The organism is Cupriavidus nantongensis (assembly GCF_041726985.1).
Classification (GTDB): Bacteria; Pseudomonadota; Gammaproteobacteria; order Burkholderiales; family Burkholderiaceae; genus Cupriavidus; species Cupriavidus nantongensis_A.
Map to the genome: position 1 here is coordinate 352,577 of NZ_CP168302.1, position 16,316 is coordinate 368,892.

At 70.5% G+C, this 16,316-nt stretch carries 6 protein-coding genes; all 6 read left to right on the forward strand.

From position 1 onward, the window contains the following. Positions 1-31: 31 nt before the first annotated feature. The 6 genes from ACEI37_RS01445 (at position 32) to ACEI37_RS01470 (ending at position 16,231) form a co-directional block, all read left to right on the forward strand. Entirely contained in the window at positions 32-3,460 is a 3,429-nt protein-coding gene (locus ACEI37_RS01445; protein ID WP_373376986.1) for an alpha-1,4-glucan--maltose-1-phosphate maltosyltransferase, read from the forward strand. A 21-nt stretch (positions 3,461-3,481) separates the two neighbouring features. Next, a complete protein-coding gene (gene treS / locus ACEI37_RS01450) occupies positions 3,482-6,835 on the forward strand; it encodes a maltose alpha-D-glucosyltransferase (protein WP_373376987.1) in 3,354 nt (1,117 codons plus the stop codon). After that, positions 6,832-9,126, forward strand: a complete 2,295-nt coding sequence (gene glgB / locus ACEI37_RS01455) for a 1,4-alpha-glucan branching protein GlgB (protein ID WP_373376988.1) — start codon at positions 6,832-6,834, stop codon at positions 9,124-9,126. Before treS ends, glgB begins: the two co-directional genes overlap by 4 nt. After that, positions 9,123-11,318: a glycogen debranching protein GlgX gene (gene glgX / locus ACEI37_RS01460; RefSeq protein WP_373376989.1), complete on the forward strand. Its 2,196-nt coding sequence runs from the start codon at positions 9,123-9,125 to the stop codon at positions 11,316-11,318. Before glgB ends, glgX begins: the two co-directional genes overlap by 4 nt. Further along, positions 11,315-13,567, forward strand: a complete 2,253-nt coding sequence (gene malQ, locus ACEI37_RS01465; protein ID WP_373376990.1) for a 4-alpha-glucanotransferase — start codon at positions 11,315-11,317, stop codon at positions 13,565-13,567. The genes glgX and malQ overlap by 4 nt, the downstream gene beginning before the upstream one ends. Before the next feature lie 120 nt (positions 13,568-13,687). After that, entirely contained in the window at positions 13,688-16,231 is a 2,544-nt protein-coding gene (locus ACEI37_RS01470) for a glycogen/starch/alpha-glucan phosphorylase (protein WP_373376991.1), read from the forward strand. Positions 16,232-16,316 lie beyond the last annotated feature (85 nt).

Below are 16,316 nucleotides of genomic sequence, written 5' to 3' on the forward strand. Positions count from 1 at the left end.
GCTCCGCCGGAGCGAAACACCGGGAGGACATGTGCGGATCTGCCAGATCGACCTGACCGGAACGCCCGAAGCCGACCAGCATGCGCTGCAGCGCGTGGCGGCACTGGGGTTCGACCACGTATTGATCGGCGGCTGGCCGCACCTGCCTGAGGACGACACGCTCGCGGCGTGCGCCCGGCATGGACTGGCCCCGCTGCTCGATATATCACTCGACCGCTATATGGCGGACGGCGCCGCCGGGACCGACGACCTTCCCGATGCGGCCTGGATCGACACCGCGGCGCCCGCCTTCGCGCCGCATGAGACCGACAACCATATCCCCGGCTCGCGCTTGCGCTGGCATGACCGGCAGATCGCCGAGGCGCTGGTGCAATGGTGGGCGGCACGGCTGCGCCTGGCGTGGGCCGCCGGCGCGGCCGGCTTCTGCTGCCGCGCGCCGGCACGCGTGCCCGGTGAGTCCTGGGCCGCCCTGCTTGCAACTTTGCGTGGCGATGCGGTGCCCGAAACGGCGCGCGGCACGCCGCGTTTTCTCGCCTGGACCCCGGGGCTGACGCCGGCACAGCTGGACGAGCTGGCGCCCGCCGGCTTCGATGGCGCCTTCTGCTCGCTGCCGTGGTGGGACTACCGCAGCGCCTGGCTGACCGAGGAAATGGCGCGGCTGCGTCGGCTTGGCCGGGTGCTGGCGGCGCCGGCGCTGGCGCCGGCGCGCCATGACGCGCTCAGCGCGCGGCGCGCGCTGTGGACTGCCGCCGCGATCGGCGACGGCATCCTGGTGCCGGCGGGATTCGAGACCGGCGGCGCGCAGGCGCGCGATCCGCTGGCGCCGGACGGCCACGCGCACGACGGCGTGCCTTACGACATCACCCATGAAGTGCTCGAGGCCAACACCTGGCTGGCCGCGCGCGATCCCGCGCCGGCGCTGGCGGTGCGCCTGCTGAGCGGGCCCGACGCACCGCTGACGGTGCTGGCGCGCCTGCCCGCCCCCGACGGCCATGGCAATGGCCCCGATGCCGCGCCACACCGCGATGATCCCGCCGTGCCGGACGCCGGCCCCGCGCTGGCGGTAGTGCTCAACCCCGATCCGATGGAGCCGGCCAGCCTCGGCGCCGACCGCGTGCTCAGTGCCATGCCGCATGCCAGCGCCCGCCTGGAGCCCGCCGCGGGCGGCCCGGGCGGCACGCTTGACGGCACCAGCCGCCTGGATGCGCTGTCCAGCATCACGCTGGCACCGGCCGATATCCGCCTCTACGAAGTGCCGCCGGTGCCGCTGAGCCGGCCCGGCATGCCGCGGCCGGACGCGACCGCGCCGCACGGCCACGAAACCCTGGCGGTCACCGGCCTGGGCAGCGTGGTCGCCGCCATGGAGGCGCCGCGCATCGCCATCGAACAGGTCGAGCCCGCCTGCGACGCCGGCCGCTTCGCCGTGCGCCGTGTGGTGGGCGAACGCGTCACCGTCAGCGCCGATATCTGGATGGACGGCCACGACAAGCTGGCCGCGGCAGTGCTGTGGCGCGCGCCCGGCGAAAGCGACTGGCGCGAAACGCCGATGCAGCCGGGCATCAACGACCGCTGGGAAGGCAGCTTCCCGCTGGTGGCGCTGGGCCGGCATGAATTCACGGTCGAGGCCTGGCGCGACACCTACGCCAGCTGGCTCGACGAGATCGGCAAGAAGCGCGCGGCGGGACTCAACGTCGCGCTCGAGATCGAGGAAGGCGCGCGGCTGGTGGCCGACGCGCTGCTGCGGCCGGGTGGAAATAAAAAAGCGCGCAACGGCAGGAAGTCCGGCAAGAAGGATAGCCAGGAGACCGCCACCGACAGCGAACTCTCCGCCATCGTCGACGAGCTGACCGCCGCCGCCGGCGATGACGAACGGCGCCTGCAGCTGCTGCTGTCCGAGCGCACCGCCGCGGCCATGCAGGCCGCGATGCAGACCCCGGCCGGACGCCCGTTCGCGTCGCGCCATCCGGTGGCGATGCCGGTCGAGGCCGACAGGCTGGCGGCGCGGTTCGCCAGCTGGTATGAACTGTTTCCGCGCTCGCAAAGCAACGACGCGCAGCGCCATGGCACTTTCGATGACGTCATCGCGCGCCTGCCCGCGATCCGAGCGATGGGCTTCGACGTGCTGTACTTCCCGCCGATCCACCCGATCGGCCGCACCCATCGCAAGGGCCGCAACAACAGCCTGCGCAGCGAGCCGGGCGACCCCGGCAGCCCCTACGCCATCGGCGGCGCCGAAGGCGGCCACGATGCGCTGCATCCGGAGCTGGGCACGTTCGAGGACTTCAGCCGGCTGATCGACGCCGCCGCGGCCAACGGCCTGGAGCTGGCGCTGGACTTCGCGATCCAGTGCTCGCCCGACCATCCGTGGCTGAAGGACCATCCGGAGTGGTTCGCGCACCGGCCCGACGGCTCGCTGCGCTACGCCGAGAACCCGCCGAAAAAATACGAGGACATCGTCAACGTCGATTTCTACGCCGCGCCGCCTGCCGGTGCCGCGCTGTGGCAGGCCCTGCGCGACGTGGTGATGTTCTGGGCCGACCACGGCATCCGCATCTTCCGCGTCGACAACCCGCACACCAAGCCGCTGCCGTTCTGGGAATGGATGATCGCCGACGTGCGCGCGCGCCATCCCGACACCATCTTCCTGGCCGAGGCCTTCACCCGGCCCAAGATGATGGCGCGGCTGGCCAAGCTTGGCTTCAGCCAGTCGTACACCTACTTCACCTGGCGCAACACCAAGTGGGAGCTGACGGAGTACCTGACCGAACTGACGCAGAGCCCGCTGCGCGACTTTTTCCGGCCGCACTTCTTCGTCAACACACCCGACATCAACCCCTACTTCCTGCATCACGGCGGCCGTCCCGCATTCCTGATCCGCGCGGCGCTGGCGACGCTGCTGTCGGGGCTGTGGGGCATGTACAGCGGCTTCGAGCTGTGCGAGAGCGCACCCTTCGTGCTCGACGGCAAGGTGCGCGAGGAATACCTGGACTCAGAGAAATACCAGCTGCGCGTGCGCGACTGGCAGCAGCCGGGCAACATCGTCGCCGAGATCTCGCGCCTCAACGAGATCCGTGCCGGCCACCCGGCGCTGCAGAACCACCTGGGGCTGCGCTTCTACCATGCCGGCAGCGACGCGGTGCTGTGGTTCGCGCGCTTCGTGCCGGGCACGGACTACCTGTTCGGCGACGACGTGCTGCTGGTGGCAATCAACCTCGACCCGCGCACCGCGCACGATGCCGATATCGAAATCCCGCTGTGGGAATGGGGCCTGCCCGACCAGGCCGGCCTGGCGGTGCAGGAACTGATGCGCGGCCAGCGCTTCCAGCTGCGCGGCAAGCACCAGCGCATCCGCCTCGACCCGGCTCAGTTGCCGTTCGCGGTCTGGCATGTGCAGCCGCTGGAACGTCCCGCCCCCCGCCCACCTGCTGCGCCGGTCTCGACCGACCCGCACGGCGCCTGACAGGCATACGTGGAGACACGGATGAAACGCCTTACCGAAACCGCCAGCGCCGCCCTGCTCAACGCCGATCCGCTCTGGTACAAGGACGCCGTCATCTACCAGTTGCACATCAAGTCCTTCTTCGACGCCAACGGCGATGGCGTGGGCGACTTCGCCGGCCTGCTCGGCAAGCTCGACTACCTCGTCAACCTGGGCGTAGACACGGTATGGCTGCTGCCGTTCTATCCGTCGCCGCGCCGTGACGACGGCTACGACATCGCCGACTACCGCAATGTCCACCCCGACTACGGCACGCTGGCCGACGCGCGGCGCTTTATCGCCGCCGCGCACGCGCGCGGCCTGCGCGTGATCACCGAGCTGGTGATCAACCACACCTCCGACCAGCATCCGTGGTTCCAGCGCGCGCGCAAGGCCAAGCCCGGCTCGGCGGCGCGCCGCTACTACGTATGGTCGGATCATGACCAGGCCTATGCCGGCACGCGCATCATCTTCTGCGATACCGAAAAATCCAACTGGAGCTGGGATCCGGTGGCGGGCGCGTATTTCTGGCACCGCTTTTACTCGCACCAGCCGGACCTGAACTTCGACAACCCGCAGGTGCTCAACGAAGTGCTGTCGGTAATGCGCTTCTGGCTGGACATGGGGGTCGACGGCCTGCGCCTGGACGCGGTGCCCTACCTGGTCGAGCGCGAAGGCACCAGCAACGAGAACCTGCCCGAGACCCACGCCGTCATCCGCAGCATCCGCTCGCACCTGGACCAGCACTTCCCCGGCCGCATGCTGCTGGCCGAAGCCAATATGTGGCCGGAAGACGCGCAGCAGTACTTCGGCCTGACCGGGCCCGAGCCGGAAGGCGACGAATGCCACATGGCGTTCCACTTCCCGCTGATGCCGCGCATGTACATGGCCATCGCGCGCGAAGACCGCTTTCCGATCACCGACATCATGCGCCAGACGCCGGAGGTGCCGCCCAACTGCCAGTGGGCCATCTTCCTGCGCAACCATGACGAGCTGACGCTGGAGATGGTGACCAGCAGCGAGCGCGACTACCTGTGGGAGGTCTACGCCACCGACCGCCGCGCGCGCATCAACCTTGGCATCCGCCGCCGCCTGGCGCCGCTGATGGAACGCGACCGGCGCCGCATCGAGCTGATGAACAGCCTGCTGTTCTCGATGCCGGGCACGCCGGTGATTTACTACGGCGACGAGATCGGCATGGGCGACAACATCCACCTGGGCGACCGCGACGGCGTGCGCACCCCGATGCAGTGGTCGCCCGACCGCAACGGCGGCTTCTCGCACGCCGATCCCGAGCGCCTGGTGCTACCCCCGCTGCAGGGCCCGCTGTACGGCTATGAGGCGGTCAATGTCGAGGCCCAGGCACGCGATCCGCATTCGCTGCTGAACTGGATGCGACGCATGCTGGCGCTGCGGCGCAAGCACCGCGCCTTCGGCCGCGGCACGCTGCGCTTCCTGTTTCCCGGCAACCGCAAGATCCTGGCGTACCTGCGCGAGTTCGAAGGCGAGCACATCCTGTGCGTGGCCAACCTGTCGCGCGCGCCGCAGGCGGTGGAGCTCGACCTGTCGGCGTTCAACGGCCGCGTGCCGGTGGAGATGATGGGCGCGACGCCGTTCCCGGCGATCGGCACGTTGACCTACCTGCTGACGCTGCCACCCTATGGCTTTTACTGGTTCGTGCTGAGCGACGAGGCGCAGCCGCCGTCGTGGCACGTGGAGGCGCCCGAACAAATGCCAGACCAGATCACCCTTGTGATGCAGAACACCGGCCGGCCCGAGCTGACCGAGGCCTCGCGCCGGCTGATGGCCAGCGAAGTGCTGCCGCACTACATCGGCCGGCGCCGCTGGTTCGGCGCCAAACACGAGCGCATCGAGCGCGTCGCGCTGGCCTACCTGCTGCCGTTCGCGCGCGGCAGCGGCGGCGAGGACATCTACCTGGGCGAGGTCGAAGTGGCGCTGCCCGGGCGCACTGAGCGCTACCAGTTGCCGGTTGGCATCCTGTGGGACCGCGAAAGCGCCGACGGGGTCTCGCAGTTGGCGCATGGGCTGTCGATGGCGCGTGTGCGCCAGGGCAGCCGCGTCGGCCTGGCCACCGACGGCTTCGTGGTCGAGCCTTTCGCGCGCGAGGTGGTGCGCGCGCTGCGCAACGGCCTGCAGGTGCACGCCGGCCACGACCTGATCCACTTCCGCGCCGAGCCCGGCCTGGCCGCGCTGGAACTGGAACGCGACCCGATCGAGTACATGTCGGCCGAACAGTCCAACAGCTCGCTGTCGTACAACAACACCGCCGTGCTCAAGCTGGTGCGCCGGCTCTCGGGCGGCATCCACCCGGAAGCCGAGATGACGCGCTACCTGACCGCGCAGGGCTATGCGCATGCCGCGGCGCTGCTGGGCGAGGTAGTGCGCACCGGGCCGGACGGCGTGCCGCATACCATGATGCTGCTGCAGGGCTATATCCTGAACCAGGGCAACGGCTGGGACTGGACCCTCGATTACCTGGGCCGCGCCATCGACGATGCACTGCCGTCGCAGGACAGCGAGGACGAGTTCGCCGAGGCCATGAACGGCTACGCCGCGCTGGCCGGCACGCTGGGGCGACGGCTGGCCGAACTGCACGCGGTGCTGGCGCGCCCCACCGACGACGACGCCTTCACGCCGCTGCCGGCCACCGACGACGATGCGCGCGCCTGGGCCGGGCAGGCGATGGACGCGTTGCAGCGCGCCCTGAGCCGGCTGCAGGCACCGTCCGCCACCGAGACCGCCAGCCCGGCCTTCGAGGCCGATGTGCAAACCCTGATGGCCGCGCGCGATGCGCTGCCCGGGCTGGTCGAGAAGCTTGCCGCCGCCGCCCCCGGCAGCCTGCAAACCCGCATCCATGGCGACTTCCACCTGGGCCAGGTGCTGGTCGCGCAGAACGACACCTACCTGGTCGACTTCGAGGGCGAACCGGGCCTGCCGCTGGACTGGCGCCGGCGCAAGACCTCGCCGCTGCGCGACGTGGCGGGGCTGCTGCGCTCGCTCGACTATGCCGCGGCCACGGTCGGCACCGACCGCCGCGAACGCACCCACAGCGAGCTGCCGCCGCAGCTGGCCGAACGGCGCGCGGTGCTGCTGGAACGCTTCCGCACCACCGCCAATGAAGCCTTCCTGAATTGCTACCGCCAGCACATGGAAGGCGCGCCCGACCCGTGGGTGGCACCTGACCAGCTGCAACCGCTGCTCGACCTGTTCCTGTTGGAGCGGGCGGCGTATGAAGTCGAATATGAAGCCGCCAACCGCGTGGCGTGGATCGACCTGCCCACGAGCGGGCTGGCCCGCCTGCTGCGCAAGCTGGCCCCGACCGGAGAACCGGCATGAGCCCTCCCGCCAGTACCGGTAGCGGCACAACCGCCGGCAAGCCGGCAGGCCAGCTGCCCGGTCATGAACTCGACGCCCTGCTGGGCGGCCGCCACCCCGACCCGTTCGGCGTGCTGGGACCCCATCCGGATGGCGACGCCACGCTGGTGCGCGCCTGCCTGCCCGGGGCGGCCTCGGTGCAGCTGGCCGATGCCGGCGGCGCGCCGCTGGCGGAGATGGAGCGGCTGCACGGCGGCGGCGTGTTCGCCGCCCGCTTGCCGCGCGCGGCCGGAAACGGCGCCGCGGCCTACCGGCTGCGCGTGCAATGGTCCGACGGCACCGAGCAGTGCAGCGCCGACCCCTATGCCTTCGGCCTGCTGCTGGGCGAGCTGGACCTGCACCTGATCGCCGAGGGCCGGCACTTCGAGCTCGGCGCCTGCCTGGGCGCGCAATGCCAGCGCGTCGACGGCATCGACGGCGTGCGCTTCGCGGTGTGGGCCCCCAATGCGCGGCGGGTCTCGGTGATCGCCGACTTCAACGGCTGGCACCCGGCGCGGCATCCGATGCGGCTGCGCCATCCCAGCGGTATCTGGGAGTTGTTCGTCCCCGCCGCGCTGGGCGCGCAGCCGGGCAGCCGCTACAAGTACGACCTGCTCGACCCGCACGGCACCGAGCTGCCCGACAAGGCCGACCCGCTGGCGCTGGCCGCCGAGCCGCCGCCCGCCACCGCCTCGGTCGTGACCGGTCCCGGCCAGGGCGCGCCCCCGTTCACCTGGCACGATGACGACTGGATGGCCAGCCGCCAAGAGCGCGACCCATACCGCACGCCGATGTCGGTCTATGAAGTCCATGTGCTGTCGTGGCTGCGCGCGGCCAACGATGCGCAGCACGGCTGGGACATCCTGGCCGACCGGCTGGTGCCCTACGTGCAGGAACTGGGCTTCACCCATATCGAGCTGCTGCCCATCACCGAGCACCCGTTCGGTGGCTCGTGGGGCTACCAGCCGCTGTCCCTGTACGCGCCGACCGCGCGGCTGGGACCGCCGCAGGCCTTTGCCGCGTTTATCGATCGCTGCCACCAGGCCGGCATCGGCGTGATCCTGGACTGGGTGCCGGCGCACTTCCCCACCGATCCGCACGGGCTGGCGCAGTTCGACGGCACCGCGCTGTACGAGCACCAGGATCCGCGCGAAGGCTTCCACCAGGACTGGAACACGCTGATCTACAACCTTGGCCGCAACGAAGTGCGCGGCTTCCTGCTGGCCGGCGCGCTGCACTGGCTCGAGCACTTCCACGCCGACGGCCTGCGCGTCGACGCGGTGGCTTCGATGCTCTACCGCGACTACAGCCGCCAGCCCGGACAGTGGGTGCCGAACCGCTTCGGCGGCCGCGAGAACCTCGAAGCGGTGGACTTCCTGCGCGAACTCAACGCCGTGGTCCATGAACGCTGCCCGGGCGCGCTGACCATCGCCGAAGAGTCGACCGCCTGGCCCGGCGTGACCGCCAGCGTGGCCAGCGGCGGGCTCGGCTTCGACTTCAAATGGAACATGGGCTGGATGCACGACACCCTGAAGTATCTTGGCCACGAGCCGGTCCACCGCGCCTGGCACCACCAGAACATGACCTTTGGCCTGGTCTACGCCTGGTCCGAAGCCTTCGTGCTGCCGCTGTCGCACGACGAGGTCGTGCACGGCAAGGGCTCGATGATCGGCAAGGTGCCGGGCGACGACTGGCAGCGCTTTGCCGGCCTGCGCGCCTATTACGGCTTCATGTGGGCGCATCCGGGCAAGAAGCTGCTGTTCATGGGTGGCGAGCTGGCGCAGTGGCAGGAATGGAACCACGACGCCGAGCTCGACTGGCCGCTGCTGGACCAGTCCATGCACCGCGGCATGCACACGCTGGTGCGCGACCTGAACCGGCTCTACCGCGAGCTGCCCGCGCTGCATGCGCTGGACCACAGCCCCGAAGGCTTCCAGTGGGTGGTCGGCGACGACAACCACAACAGCGTGTTCGCATGGCTGCGCCGCGCGGGGGCGGACAGCCACGAAGTGGTGTTGGCGGTGGTCAACATGACGCCGGTGCCGCGCCAGGGTTACCGTGTCGGCGTGCCCTATGCCGGCACGTGGCGGGAATGCCTGAATACCGATGCCGCGGTCTACGGCGGCAGCAATCTCGGCAACGGCGGCGCCGTGACGGCCATCGACGTGCCTTCGCACGGGCAGCCGGCTTCGCTGGTGCTGACGCTGCCGCCGCTGGCCACGCTGGTGCTGCGCTTCGACCGGGGTGACGGCAGCGAAGGCGCCGCGACATGACGCGCCAGTTCGCCGACCGGCTGCTGCCCGGCAAGCCGTTTCCGCTGGGCGCCCACTGGGACGGGCTGGGAGTCAATTTCGCGGTGTTCTCGGCGCACGCCTCGCGCATCGACCTGTGCCTGTTCTCCGACAACGGCCGCAAGGAACTGGTCCGCCTGCCGCTGCCGGAATGCACCGACGAGATCTGGCATGGCTACCTGCCCAACGCGGCACTGGGCACGCTGTACGGCTATCGCGCGCACGGCCCTTACGACCCCGGCCACGGACACCGCTTCAACCCGCACAAGCTGCTGCTGGACCCGTATGCGCGCCAGCTGAGCGGCCCGGTGCGCTGGTCCGATGCGCTGTTCGGCTACCGGCTGCAGAGCGCGCGTGGCGACCTCACCCTGGACCGCCGCGACAGCGCACCGACCATGCCCAAGGCGGTGGTGGTGGACGAGAGCTTCCACTGGGGCGACGACCGGCCACCGGCCGTGCCGTGGCCCGCCACCGTGATCTACGAGGCCCACCTGCGCGGCCTGTCGATGCTGCGCGACGACCTGCTGCCCAACCTGCGCGGCACTTTTGCCGCGCTGTGCGACCCGCGCTTTATCGACCACCTGGTGCAGCTGGGCGTGACCACCGTCGAACTGCTGCCGGTGCACGCCATCCTGCAGGACCGCTTCCTGCTGGAGCGCGGACTGCGCAACTACTGGGGCTACAACACGCTGTCCTACTTCGCCCCCGAGCCGGCCTACCTCGGCACCGGGCAGCTGCAGGAATGCAAGGTGGCGATGCGGCGCCTGCACGCCGCCGGCATCGAAGTGATCCTGGACGTGGTCTACAACCACACCTGCGAAGGCAACGAGCTGGGGCCGACGGTGTCCTGGCGCGGACTCGACAATGCCAGCTACTACCGGCTGATGCCCGGCGACGAGCGCCACTACATCAACGACACCGGCTGCGGCAACACGCTCAACCTGTCGCACCCGCGCGTGCTGCAGATGGTGCTGGATTCGCTGCGCTACTGGGTGCAGTGCTACCACATCGACGGTTTCCGCTTCGACCTCGGCAGCACGCTCGGGCGCGAAGGCAACGGCTTCGACGCGGGCTCCGGCTTCTTCGACGCGCTGATGCAGGATCCGGTGCTGAGCCGCGTCAAGCTGATCTCGGAGCCCTGGGACCTGGGCCCGGGCGGCTACCAGCTGGGCAACCATCCGCCCGGTTTTGCCGAGTGGAACGACAAGTTCCGCGACGTCAGCCGCCGCTTCTGGCGCGGCGACGCCGGGCACCGCGGCGAGATGGCGGCGCGGCTGGCGGCCTCCGCCGACCTGTTCGACCGCCGCCGCCGGCGCCCGTGGGCCAGCATCAACTTCATCACCGCGCACGATGGCTTCACCCTGGCCGACCTGGTCAGCTACAGCGCCAAGCACAACGAAGCCAACGGCGAAGACAACCGCGACGGCACCGACGACAACGCCAGCGCCAACTGGAGCCCGGACGGCAGCGTCGAAGGCCCCACCGACGACCCCGACATCCTGCAGCGCCGCAGCCGCGTGGCGCAGGCGCTGATGGCCACGCTGCTGCTGGCGCAAGGCACGCCGATGCTGACTGCCGGCGACGAATGGGGCCGCAGCCAGGCCGGCAACAACAACGCCTATTGCCAGGACAACGAGCTGTCGTGGCTGGACTGGAAGCAGACCCAGGCGCCCGGCGCGCAGCCGATGCAGCAGATGGTGCGCCGGCTGCTGGCGCTGCGGCGCAGGCTCCATGCGCTGGGCGGCGACCGCTTTGCCCACGGGCGCGAAGAACCGGCGCCGGGCATTGCCGACATCGCCTGGTTCGATACCGACGGCAAGCCGCCGACGCCGGAGGAATGGGCCGACCCCGAGATCCGCACGCTGGCGCTGCGGCGCGCCGCCGCCCCGCCGCAGCCGGAGCGCCCGATGCTGGGTACGCTGGCGCAAGCGGCGTCCGGCGACGCCCGCGCGGTGCAGGTGACCCTGCTGCTGCTCAACGCCGGCGACAGCGATGCCACCTTCCAGCTGCCCGAGCCCGCGCTGCCGTGGGCCCTGCTGTTCGATAGCAGCCGGCCCGAGGCCAGCGACGCCGAGCTGGCTGGCACACAGGTGGGCGAATCCCAGCCGGTTGCCGCCCACTCGCTGGTGCTGCTGGCCGCGCAGGCGCCCACGCCGCGGGAGGACCACGCGTGAGCCGCGCCGGCACGCCTTCGCCGCTGCAGGCGCTGGCGCTGCGCGCCGGCCTGCAGCCGCACTGGACCGATGCCTGGGACCAGCCGCGCGAGGTCGGCGACGCCGCACTGCGGCGCGTGCTGGAAGGACTGGGCCTGCCGTGCGGCAGCCCGGGCCAGTGCGCCGCCTCGCATGCATGGCTGGCCGCCGACGACGCGGCCCATGCGGTGCCGCCGCTGCTGACCGCGGAGCGCGGCCAGCCGGTCACGGTGCCGTGGCCGCATACCGTGCCGCAGCGCGCCTACCGGGTGACGCTGGAAGACGGCGCGATCATCGCCGGCACCGCGGTGCGCGGCGCGGGTGCCGACGCCGTGCTGCTTCAATTGCCCGCCATCGACGTCTGCGGCTATCACCGGCTGGACCTCGGCAATGCCCATGCCACGCTTGCGGTGGCGCCGCGGCGCTGCTACGGCGTCGCCGACGCGCTGCGGCATGCCGGCCGCGGCAAGGAGGGCAACGGCGACGGCGCGCGCACGCCGCCGTGGGGCCTGGCGGTGCAGCTCTACAGCCTGCGCCGCGGCGCGGCCTGCGGCATGGGCGACCTGACCGCGCTGGCCGAAGGCTGCGCCAGCGCCGCGCGCGCCGGCGCGGACGCCATCGCCATCAACCCGCTGCACGCGCCCTTCGCCGCGCTGCCTGAGCGCTACAGCCCGTATGCGCCGTCGAGCCGGCTGTTCCTGAACCCGCTCTATGCGGACCCTGCCACGGTGTTCGGCGAGGCCGCGGTGGACGCCGCCATCGCCGGCCTTGGCGCGGGCGACACGCTGCAGGCGCTCGACGCCCGCGGCGAGATCGACTGGATCGCGCTGGCGCCGCTGCGCTACGCCATCCTGCGCTGGCTGTGGCAGCGGCGCGAGAACCTGCTGCCGCGCGCGGCGCTGGAGGACTATGCCGCGTTCCGCGCGCGCGGCGGCACAGCGCTGCATGCCCATGCCTGCTATGAGGCAATCCAGGCCCGACGGCTCGGCGACAGCGGCAACGGCAACAACCAGCAGGCCGCGCCGGACTGGCGCTGCTGGCCGGTTACGCTGCGCTCGCCGGCCGATGCCGCAGTGGCCGCCTTCGCGCAGGCTCACGCCGACGACGTGGCCTTCCACGCCTTCCTGCAATGGCTCGCCGACGATGGCCTGGCGCGGGCGCAGCGCGCGGCGCGGGACTCCGGCATGGCCATCGGCATCATCCGCGACCTTGCCGTCGGCGCCGACCCCGGCGGCAGCCAGGCCTGGACGCGCCAGGCCGAAACGCTGGCAGGCTTCCATGCCGGCGCGCCGCCGGACCTGTACAACCCGCTCGGGCAGGACTGGGGCGTGGCGGTGTTCTCGCCGCGGGGGCTGCGCCGGCACGGCTACGGGGCGTTCCTGGAGATGCTGCGCGCCAACCTGTCGCACGCCGGCGGACTGCGCATCGACCACGTGCTGGGCCTGGCGCGCCTGTGGCTGGTGCCGGCCGGCGCGCCCGCCAGCGACGGCGCTTACCTGCGCTATCCGCTGCAGGACTTGCTGCGGCTGGTGGCGCTGGAGTCGTGGCGGCATCGCGCCATCATCATCGGCGAGAACCTCGGCACGGTGCCGCCGGAGCTGAATGCGGCACTGTCGGCGCGCGGCGTGCTGGGCATCGACGTGCTGTGGTTCCAGCGCGAGGCGCCCGCGCAAAACGAGACTCAGGATGCGGCACCGGCCGATACCGGCGACGTGACCGGCCCGGAGGCGGAGCCGGCGGCCTTCGTGCCGCCGCAAGACTGGCCCCCGGATGCCGTCGCCACCACCACCACGCACGACCTGCCCACCGTTGCCGGCTGGTGGGCCGGCCAGGACTTGGCGTGGCGCGACCGGCTGCGGCTGCTGGCGCCGGGCAAAACCCTGGCGCAGGCACAGGCCGGCCGCGCGCGCGAGCGCGCGGCGCTCTGGCAGGCCTTGTGCCACGCCGGGCTATGCAGCGGCGCCGTGCCCGCCCCGCAGCATGCGCCGCTGGACGCGGTGCTGGCCTGGCTGGGCACGGCGCGCACCGCGATGCGGCTGCTGCCGGTGGAAGACCTGCTCGGCCTGGCCGAACAGCCCAACCTGCCGGGCACCACCAGCGGCCATCCCAACTGGCAGCGCCGGCTCGATACCGAGGTGCGTGCGTGGTTCGGCACCCCGGCGCTGCGCGCGCGGGCCGACGCATGGCGAGGCATCCGCCCCGGCGCACGCCATCCGCCGGAGCAGCGATGAGGGCCACAAGCCCCACCGCCACCGCCAATGTGCTGTGCCCGGAACCGCCGTCCGCATCGATCGTGCAACCGCCTTTCGATCCGCTAAGCTTGACCCACCCCCATGCGCAGGAGCCCCGCCATGAACGAAGCCATCCGGCCCGAGCATGCCGATGACACCCGCACTGCCCTGTCCGGCGCCAGCCTGCGCCAGGCCTTTCTCGACCACCTGTTCCATACCCAGGGCAAGCTGCCCGGGCACGCCAGCCAGAACGACCTCTACCAGGCCGCCGCGCATACCGTGCGCGACCGCCTGGTGCAGCGCTGGATCAGCACCGCCGAGGCCTACCTGGGCCAGCCCTCGCGCACGGTGGCCTACCTGTCCGCCGAATTCCTGATGGGCCCGCACCTGGGCAACAACCTGATCAACCTGGGCATCTTCGAGGAGGTCTGCGAGGCCATGGAGGAGGCCGGACTGGACCTCGCCCGCATCCTCGACCAGGAAGTCGAGCCGGGGCTGGGCAACGGCGGCCTGGGCCGGCTGGCGGCGTGCTTCATGGATTCACTGGCGACGCTGGAGATTCCCGCGCTGGGCTACGGCATCCGCTATGAGTACGGCATCTTCCAGCAGACCATCATGGACGGCATGCAGGTCGAGAAGACCGACACCTGGCTGCGCAACGGCAACCCGTGGGAAATCCAGCGCTCCGAATGGGCCGTGCAGGTGCGCCTGGGCGGACACACCGAGCACTACACCGACGACCGCGGCCACTACCGCGTGCGCTGGGTGCCGGCCAAGACCGTGGTCGGCGTGCCGTTCGATTCGCCGATCCTGGGTTACCGCGTCAACACCGTGAACACACTGCGCCTGTGGCGCGCCGACGCAACCGAGGCCTTCGACTTCCACACCTTCAACCGCGGCGACTACCTTGGCGCCGTCAGCAAGAAGGTGACCTCCGAGAACCTGACCAAGGTGCTCTACCCCAACGACGAAACCACGCAGGGCAAGGAGCTGCGGCTCGAGCAGCAGTATTTCTTCGTCGCCTGCTCGCTGCAGGACATGCTGCGGCTGCTCGCGGTCGACGGCATCCCGGTGACGCGCTTCCACGAGAAGTTCGCGGTGCAGCTCAATGACACCCACCCCGCCGTGGGCATTGCCGAACTGATGCGGCTGCTGGTCGACGAGCACGACCTGCCCTGGAACGAGGCGTGGCACATCACCCAGAGCGCCTTCGCCTACACCAACCACACGCTGCTGCCCGAGGCCCTGGAGCAGTGGCCGCTGCCGCTGTTCGGGCGGGTGCTGCCGCGCCACCTCGAGATCATCCTGGAGATCAACGCGCGCTTCCTGGACGAGGTGCGGATCCGCTTCTACGGCGACGAATCGCGCCTGGCGCGGCTGTCGCTGATCAGCGAGCATGGCCAGCGCCATGTGCGCATGGCCAACCTGGCGTGCGTCGGCAGCCATGCCATCAATGGCGTGGCCGAGCTGCACTCGCGCCTGATGCGCGAGGACGTGCTCAAGGACTTCTACGAGATGTGGCCCGAGAAGTTCACCAGCATCACCAATGGCGTGACGCCGCGGCGCTGGCTGGCGCTGTCCAACCCGCGGCTGACGCGGCTGGTATCGGATGCGATCGGCGATGGCTGGATCTCGGACCTCGAGCAGCTGCGCGCGCTGGAGCCGTATGCCGACGACGCCGGCTTTCGCGACGCGTGGCAGGCGGCGCGGCTGGCCAACAAGAGCGACCTGGCGCAACTGGTGCGCGACACCACGGGCGTGGTGATCGACCCGTCGTCGATGTTCGACGTGATGGTCAAGCGCATCCACGAATACAAGCGCCAGCACCTGGCGGTGCTGCATGTGATTGCGCTGTACCACCGCATCAAGTCCGATCCCGGCGCGCAGATCCAGCCGCGCACCTTCCTGTTCGGCGGCAAGGCCGCGCCCGGCTACGCCTATGCCAAGCTGATGATCCGCTTCATCACCTCGGTGGCCGACGTGGTCAACCGCGACCCGCAGGTGCGCGACCGGCTCAAGGTGGTGTTCCTGCCCAATTTCAACGTCACCTACGGCCAGCGCATCTACCCGGCGGCGGACCTGGCCGAGCAGATCTCGCTGGCCGGCAAAGAAGCCTCCGGCACCGGCAACATGAAGTTCGCGATGAACGGCGCACTGAATATCGGCACCATGGACGGCGCCAATATCGAATTGCGCGAAGCGGTGGGCCATGACAACTTCTTCCCGTTCGGCCTGACCGCGCCGGAGGTCTATGCGCTGCGCGAAAGCGGCTACGACCCGGCCGCGTACTACCACAGCAACCCGCAGTTGCGCGCGGTGATCGACCTGGTGCAGCAGGGTTTCTTCTCGCGCGGCGAGCCCGGCCTGTTCCGGCCCTTGTTCGAGCCGCAGCATGGGCACGACCCCTACCTGCTGATGGCGGACTTTGCCTCCTATATCGATTGCCAGCAGAAGGTGTCGGCCGCGTATGCCGACCAGGCGCGCTGGCAGCGCATGTCGGTGCTGTCGTGCGCGCGCTCCGGGCGCTTCTCGTCGGACCGGGCCATCCGCGAATATTGCGAGCGCATCTGGCATGTCGAGCCGGTGCCGGTGCGGCTGCTGCACCGCGCCAGCGGCGAGCCCTGGCAGGTAGAGGCCGGCGTCAGCGGACCGCGCGCGGCCTGAGGCGCGAACAGTTGCCTGCGCCGATGGCACGGGCGTTGGCGCAGGGTAGTTTCTACAATGCCACAGGTAACAAAGCCCGCGCCGC

Excerpts from the sequence above, each read along its gene's own strand:
- glgB (WP_373376988.1), top strand. The coding sequence starts at position 6,832 with ATGAGCCCTCCCGCCAGTACCGGTAGCGGCACAACCGCCGGCAAGCCG.
- treS (WP_373376987.1), top strand. The coding sequence starts at position 3,482 with ATGAAACGCCTTACCGAAACCGCCAGCGCCGCCCTGCTCAACGCCGAT.
- glgX (WP_373376989.1), top strand. The coding sequence starts at position 9,123 with ATGACGCGCCAGTTCGCCGACCGGCTGCTGCCCGGCAAGCCGTTTCCG.
- ACEI37_RS01470 (WP_373376991.1), top strand. The coding sequence starts at position 13,688 with ATGAACGAAGCCATCCGGCCCGAGCATGCCGATGACACCCGCACTGCC.